This is a genomic window from Corynebacterium sp. (assembly GCF_030532325.1).
GTDB lineage: Bacteria > Actinomycetota > Actinomycetes > Mycobacteriales > Mycobacteriaceae > Corynebacterium.
On the sequence record NZ_JAUNLS010000033.1, the window covers coordinates 1 to 6,020 of the forward strand.

General features: G+C 62.0%; 6 protein-coding genes and 2 tRNA genes. 5 read left to right on the forward strand and 3 right to left on the reverse strand.

Features of this window, described 5'->3' with window-relative positions:
• Positions 1-355 precede the first annotated feature (355 nt).
• Positions 356-550, reverse strand: a complete 195-nt coding sequence (locus tag Q4E25_RS11365; RefSeq protein ID WP_303157215.1) for a hypothetical protein — start codon at positions 548-550, stop codon at positions 356-358.
• Between the two features lie 839 nt (positions 551-1,389).
• Between Q4E25_RS11365 and Q4E25_RS11370 the strand changes: the two genes are divergently transcribed.
• The 3 genes from Q4E25_RS11370 to Q4E25_RS11380 all read left to right on the forward strand — a co-directional run bounded on the left by Q4E25_RS11370 (position 1,390) and on the right by Q4E25_RS11380 (position 1,898).
• Positions 1,390-1,463, forward strand: a tRNA-Asp gene (locus Q4E25_RS11370).
• A 20-nt stretch (positions 1,464-1,483) separates the two neighbouring features.
• Positions 1,484-1,556, forward strand: a tRNA-Phe gene (locus Q4E25_RS11375).
• Between the two features lie 48 nt (positions 1,557-1,604).
• A complete protein-coding gene (locus Q4E25_RS11380) occupies positions 1,605-1,898 on the forward strand; it encodes a GNAT family N-acetyltransferase (protein WP_303157217.1) in 294 nt (97 codons plus the stop codon).
• 3 nt (positions 1,899-1,901) lie between these two features.
• Here Q4E25_RS11380 and epsC read toward each other — a convergent pair whose 3' ends face one another.
• Both epsC and cysK read right to left on the reverse strand, forming a co-directional pair.
• Entirely contained in the window at positions 1,902-2,465 is a 564-nt protein-coding gene (gene epsC, locus Q4E25_RS11385; RefSeq protein ID WP_303157219.1) for a serine O-acetyltransferase EpsC, read from the reverse strand.
• Between the two features lie 118 nt (positions 2,466-2,583).
• Positions 2,584-3,516, reverse strand: a complete 933-nt coding sequence (gene cysK / locus Q4E25_RS11390; protein WP_303157221.1) for a cysteine synthase A — start codon at positions 3,514-3,516, stop codon at positions 2,584-2,586.
• 253 nt (positions 3,517-3,769) lie between these two features.
• Here cysK and ramA point away from each other — a divergent pair, with 253 nt between their 5' ends.
• Together ramA and murA are read left to right on the forward strand one after the other, a co-directional pair.
• Positions 3,770-4,609 (forward strand): acetate metabolism transcriptional regulator RamA, encoded by an 840-nt coding sequence (gene ramA, locus Q4E25_RS11395; RefSeq protein ID WP_303157223.1) that lies wholly within the window; start codon positions 3,770-3,772, stop codon positions 4,607-4,609.
• A 21-nt stretch (positions 4,610-4,630) separates the two neighbouring features.
• A complete protein-coding gene (gene murA, locus Q4E25_RS11400) occupies positions 4,631-5,899 on the forward strand; it encodes a UDP-N-acetylglucosamine 1-carboxyvinyltransferase (RefSeq protein ID WP_303157224.1) in 1,269 nt (422 codons plus the stop codon).
• Positions 5,900-6,020: the final 121 nt, after the last annotated feature.

Genomic DNA, 6,020 nt, shown 5'->3' on the forward strand with positions numbered 1-6,020 from the left:
AGCGCGCCGCCCTGTCACGGCGGAGGTCGCGGGTTCAAGTCCCGTCAGGGTCGCCGAATAGAAGGCGTCAGCTTCACGAGAGCGTGGCTGGCGCTTTTGTGCTTCTCGGGTTAAACGAGGGTTAAACGACAAAATGTGTGTCTGGTTCGGCGTGTCGCAGGGGGTTAGATCTGGCCTTTTTGGAGGCCGATTGAGTGCGTGTAGTTGGTGTCGGCGAGTTGGTCCTGGCCCCAGTTGGATTGTCTGGCGATGTCTCTTTTTCTCTTCGAGCCGCAAAAATAAGCGACTTGCTTACAAGGCAAGGCAAGTCGCTTTATGTTCAGTGGGGGACCGGGACCGGTCTGGCTAGAGCGGATTACTCTGGGGAGAGTTCTTTGTCGCCCTCTCTGGCCCTGTTTTTCCTCCCGTTTAAGTAGGCGGACACGAAAAAACCGGCCCCTGCTATTGCCACGATTTTAGTTGCCCATAGGTACTCACCGCTGACCCAACCAATTATGGCGACCACGCTTAATACGCTTAGGGCAGTGAGTGAAAACTTTTCTGTATCCATACTTTAACGTCCTCTGATTGCATTTAGATCACATGTTGCGTACCCCGATAGTCCTACAACTACGGCACCTTCTGAAAGCTTTTTTGCGACGGTTGCCACAGCTCGGGCATAAGGAATCGCGGCAGCCGTGACTCCAGCCAGGCATTTGGACCATGCTCTCACCTGTGAGGCTTTGGCGTCAGAGATTCCAAATTCCGGAGGTAGCCCCACACATCCGGTGCCCGCTGGGTAACCCGTCGCCTGACAATCTATTGCGTTAGCAGTAGGCGGGGGGACAATAAGTAGAGCGCCGGCCAGGGTGGGGGCCAAGGCAATAGCTTTAGCTTTGTTTTTCATTGCTCCCTGTATATCGGTAGACGGCAGTTATGAAAATGATAGTCAATAAGGCATGCAGATTTCAAGCATCCAAGTCTAATTCATTTGCCCCACGCCCTGGGCAGGGCAGCTGTAGTGATGGCGTTGTTCAAGGGTGGTGGTGGGGTGGGGCTCGCTTCGCTCGCTCTGAAAAAGATTTTCGGGGGATCCCCCAGGCCCCGAAAATGTCTGATTTGGCCGACGGGCTTCCAGCTTCACAAGCATGCTGGTATTGGGCACTTTGTGGAGGTCGGATGCAGCGCCGCCCCGCGCTCCGTCGGCTAGCGCCTGGAAGCGCTAACGAGCATGTACTGAAAACAGAACCCGTTCGATTTAGGCCCGCAGGGCATGTGTGTCCCAGAATTCTGGGCGTCGCAAGGCGTAGTTGATGTACGGAAAATGCGTGATGACGTGCAGATTTGGCGAGTGTAGCGGGGTTCTGTAAAGTAACTATCCGTGCCAGAGAGCACATACATATGAATAAAGGCCCTGTGGCGCAGTTGGTTAGCGCGCCGCCCTGTCACGGCGGAGGTCGCGGGTTCAAGTCCCGTCAGGGTCGCCGAAGTCCATGTGGCTTCTGGCCAGATAGCTCAGTCGGTAGAGCACACGCCTGAAAAGTGTGGGGTCGCCAGTTCGATCCTGGCTCTGGCCACAAGGAAAACCCCTTCTTCGGAAGGGGTTTCTTTGGTTTAATGGGGCCATGACTTCCACAGTTGCACATCAGACAGATAAATCCCGCTTCGTCATTACCGTCGACGGGGAAGAGGCCGGCCACGCCGATTATGTGGACACCGCCACGACGCGCGATTTCACCCACACCGAAATTTATGAGGCCTTCCAGGGCCAGGGGCTGTCTAAGCCGCTCATTAAGGCGGCGCTTGACGATGATTCCACCGCCGGCCGGCAGGTCATCGCCAGCTGCAGTGCGGTGGCCCGGTTCATCGAGAAGAACCCCGAGTACAAGCGCCTGACGGCCGTCGAGGGCGAGCTTTAACAGCTACATGTAGTGGTCGGGGTCGACCAGCTTGATGCGTTCCTCGCGGGCGCGTGGGCGGAACTTCGCCGGGATGCCCACCGCGATGTGGCCCGGGGGAACGTCCTTGGTCACCACCGCGTTGGCGCCGATGGCACTGCCCTCACCAATCGTGATGGGGCCGAGCACCTTCGCGCCGGCGCCGATGGTGACGTTGTCCTCCACCGTGGGGTGGCGCTTGGTCTGCGTGAGCACCTGTCCGCCCAGGGTCACCCCGTGGTAGAGCATGACGCCGTCGCCGATCTCCGCGGTCTCACCGATGACGATGCCCATGCCGTGGTCGATGAAGAAGCGGCGGCCAATCGTGGCACCCGGGTGGATCTCCACGCCGGTAAGAAAGCGCGTGAACTGGGCTAGCACGCGGGCGGGGCCGCGCCAGTTGCGTTGCCACATCCAGTGGGCCACGCGGTGGGCCCAAATGGCGTGGAGGCCTGAGTAGACGATCGCATTTTCCACATCGCCGCGGGCGGCGGGATCGTGGTCACGGGCGTTAGCGAGGTCTTCACGGATCATCTTGAGGATGTGCATGCGCACTATCCTATCGGCAAGAAACAACCAGAGAAGCAAAAAGCACCCGGTGGGTTACCGGGTGCTTTTCTTGGGCCGCGGGGTGCAGCTCTAGTGGTATGGCTCTAGAAGTCGGCGCTTAGCGGCGGATGTCCTCGAAGAGGATTGTGGAGACGTAGCGCTCACCAAAGTCGGGGGCGACCACCACGATGGTCTTGCCCTTGAACTCCTCGCGGGCGGCGAGCTTGAGCGCGGAGGCCACGTTGGCGCCGGCGGAGATGCCCACCAGCAGGCCCTCCTCGGTGGCCAGCTTGCGGGCCATGGCGACGGACTCCTCGTCGGTGGCGGTGAAGACCTCGTTGAGCAGGGTGCGGTCGAGGACCTCCGGCACGAAGTTGGCGCCCAGGCCCTGGATCTTGTGGGGGCCTGCGTGGCCCTCACTGAGAACAGGGGAGGCGGCCGGCTCGACGGCGGCGAGGTATACGTCCGGGTTCTTGGACTTGAGGTAGCGGCCCACACCGGTGATGGTGCCGCCGGTTCCCACGCCGGCGACGAAGGCGTCGACCTTGCCCTCGGTGTCGTTCCAGATCTCCGGGCCGGTGGTGGCCTCGTGGATGTTCGGGTTGGCCTGGTTGGCAAACTGGGAGGCGAGGATGGAGTTCGGGGTTTCGGCCAGGATCTCGTTGGCCTTGTCCACCGCGCCCTGCATGCCGGCCGCGCCCGGGGTGAGGATAATCTCGGCACCGTAGGCGCGCAGGAGCACGCGGCGCTCCACGGACATGGTCTCCGGCATGGTGAGGATGACCTTGTAGCCCAGTGCGGCGCCGGCCAGAGCCAGGGCGATGCCGGTATTGCCGGAGGTGGCCTCAACGATGGTGCCGCCGGGCTTCAGCTCGCCGGATTCCACGGCGGCGTCGATAATCGCTTTGCCAATGCGGTCCTTGACGGAGTTGGCCGGGTTGAAGGACTCCACCTTCACCACAACGTCGGCGTCGAGGCCCTCGGTGAGGCGGTTGAGGCGCACCAGCGGGGTGCCGCCGATGGTTTCGAGGATGTTGTTGTAGACAGTCATGCGGATGCTCCTTTAGTTGAAATCGTTGACGTGTAGGCACTCTACACCCCCGTACTAGACCGCTCGGTATGTTGCAACTGAACCGATCATTCGGGCATTGAATGTGGGGATTATCGCAAGACTAACGCTGGGGTCCGATTGGGAATTACCCCCGTCCTCCCGCTATAATTCCCCACTAGTGTCCGTCCACCCCCGCACTAAGTGGCGGGAATGGGGACACCTACTGGTTACCCCCGACTAGGAGAGAGTCTCTATGGAGCCGCACCGACTCAAAGATGACGACGAATCCGTACGCGCAGCCCTTTCTTCCCTGAAGACTGCCACCGGTATCCCCGTCACGATGTATGGAACCCTGCTGCCGGATAATCGCCTGCAGATCACCCAGTGGGTGGGCCTGCGCACCCCGGCGCTGCAAAACCTCGTGATTGATGCGGGGGTCGGCGTAGGCGGCCGCGTGATCAGCACCCGCCGCGCGGTGGGCGTGTCCGATTACATGCGCGCGACCACCATCTCTCACGAAAACGACCGTCACATCCAGGACGAGGGTCTGCACTCTATCGTCGCGGTGCCGGTGACCGTGCAGCGCGAAATTCGTGGCGTCCTCTACGTCGGTGTGCACTCCCCGGTGCGCCTGGGTGACAAGGTCATCGAGGAGGTCACCATGACCGCGCGCTGCCTGGAGCAGGATCTCGCGGTTAACTCCGCACTGCGCCGCGCGGACGGCGGCAAGGCGGGCGCCGCCCGCGGCCACGTCATGAACGGCGCGGAGTGGGAGCAGGTTCGCTCCACGCACTCCAAGCTGCGCATGCTGGCTAACCGCGTCGACGATGAAGAGCTGCGCAAGGAGCTGGAGGTTCTCTGTGACCAGATGGTCTCCCCGGTGCGCATCAAGCAGTCCACCAAGCTCTCCGCCCGCGAGCTCGACGTCCTGTCCTGCGTGGCCCTGGGCCACACCAACGTGGAGGCCGCGGAGGAGATGGGCATCGGTGCCGAAACCGTGAAGTCCTACCTGCGCTCGGTGATGCGCAAGCTGGGAGCACACACTCGCTACGAGGCGGTCAACGCGGCACGCCGGATCGGCGCTCTGCCCTGATCCCCGGTAGGTTGGTCAGGTGTGAAGGATCAATTTATTGTTTCCGGTGGTGCCCGCCTTGAGGGCGCGGTCAAGGTCGATGGCGCGAAGAACAGCGTCCTGAAGCTCATGGCCGCAGCCCTGCTGGCCGAGGGCACGACCACTCTGACCAACTGCCCTGAAATTCTCGACGTTCCCCTCATGCGCAAGGTCCTTGAGGGGCTCGGCTGCGAGGTAGTGAATGACGGCCACACGGTGCGCATTACGACGCCCCCCGAGCTGCGTTCCGACGCCGACTTTGACGCCGTGCGGCAATTCCGCGCATCCGTGTGCGTGCTTGGCCCGCTCACCTCGCGCTGCGGCCGCGCCAAGGTAGCCCTTCCGGGTGGCGATGCCATTGGCTCGCGCCCGCTGGACATGCACCAGTCCGGCCTGGAGAAGATGGGGGCCAAGACTCGCATCGAGCACGGCGCGGTGGTGGCCGAGGCCCAGCGCCTGCACGGCGCGCACATCAAGCTGGACTTTCCCTCGGTAGGTGCTACCGAAAACACTCTCACCGCCGCGGTGCTGGCGGAGGGGGAGACGGTGCTGGATAACGCTGCCCGCGAGCCGGAGATTGTTGATCTCTGCACGATGCTCAAGGAGATGGGCGCGGATATCGAGGGGGAGGGGACCTCGACTATCACCATCCGGGGCGTCGACAAGCTCGAGCCCACCGAGCATGAGGTGATCGGGGATCGCATCGTGGCCGGCACGTGGGCTTATGCCGCGGTGATGACGCGCGGTGACATCACCGTGGGCGGCATCAACCCGAAGCACCTGCACCTGCCGTTGGAAAAGCTCAAGTCCGCCGGCGCGGAGATTGAGGCTTATACCAACGGTTTCCGCGTGCGCATGGATCGCCGCCCCACCGCGGTGGATTACCAGACCCTGCCCTTCCCGGGCTTTCCCACTGATCTGCAGCCGATGGCCATCGGGCTGTCCGCGGTGGCGGAGGGCACGACCATCATCACCGAGAACGTCTTTGAGTCTCGCTTCCGTTTTGTCGACGAAATGCTGTGCCTCGGCGCCGATGCGCAAGTTGACGGCCACCACGTGGTCATCCGCGGCCAGGAGAAGCTCTCCTCCACCCACGTGTGGAGCTCCGATATCCGCGCGGGCGCCGGCCTGGTGCTCTCCGCGCTGTGCGCCGACGAGATCACCACGGTGCACGATGTCTTCCACATCGACCGCGGCTATCCCAACTTCGTGGAGAACCTCCAAGCCCTCGGTGCGACCATCGAGCGCACGCAGGAAGAGGAGCTCTACTAGCGCTGCTTGGCGACGCCCCCAGCACACCCATTTCACGCCCCGTTACGGTGGCGCGAAAATGCCGATTGTGCTGGGGGTTTGTGTTTGTTGTGGGTGGTGTGTAACTTTATGTGAGTCAGCG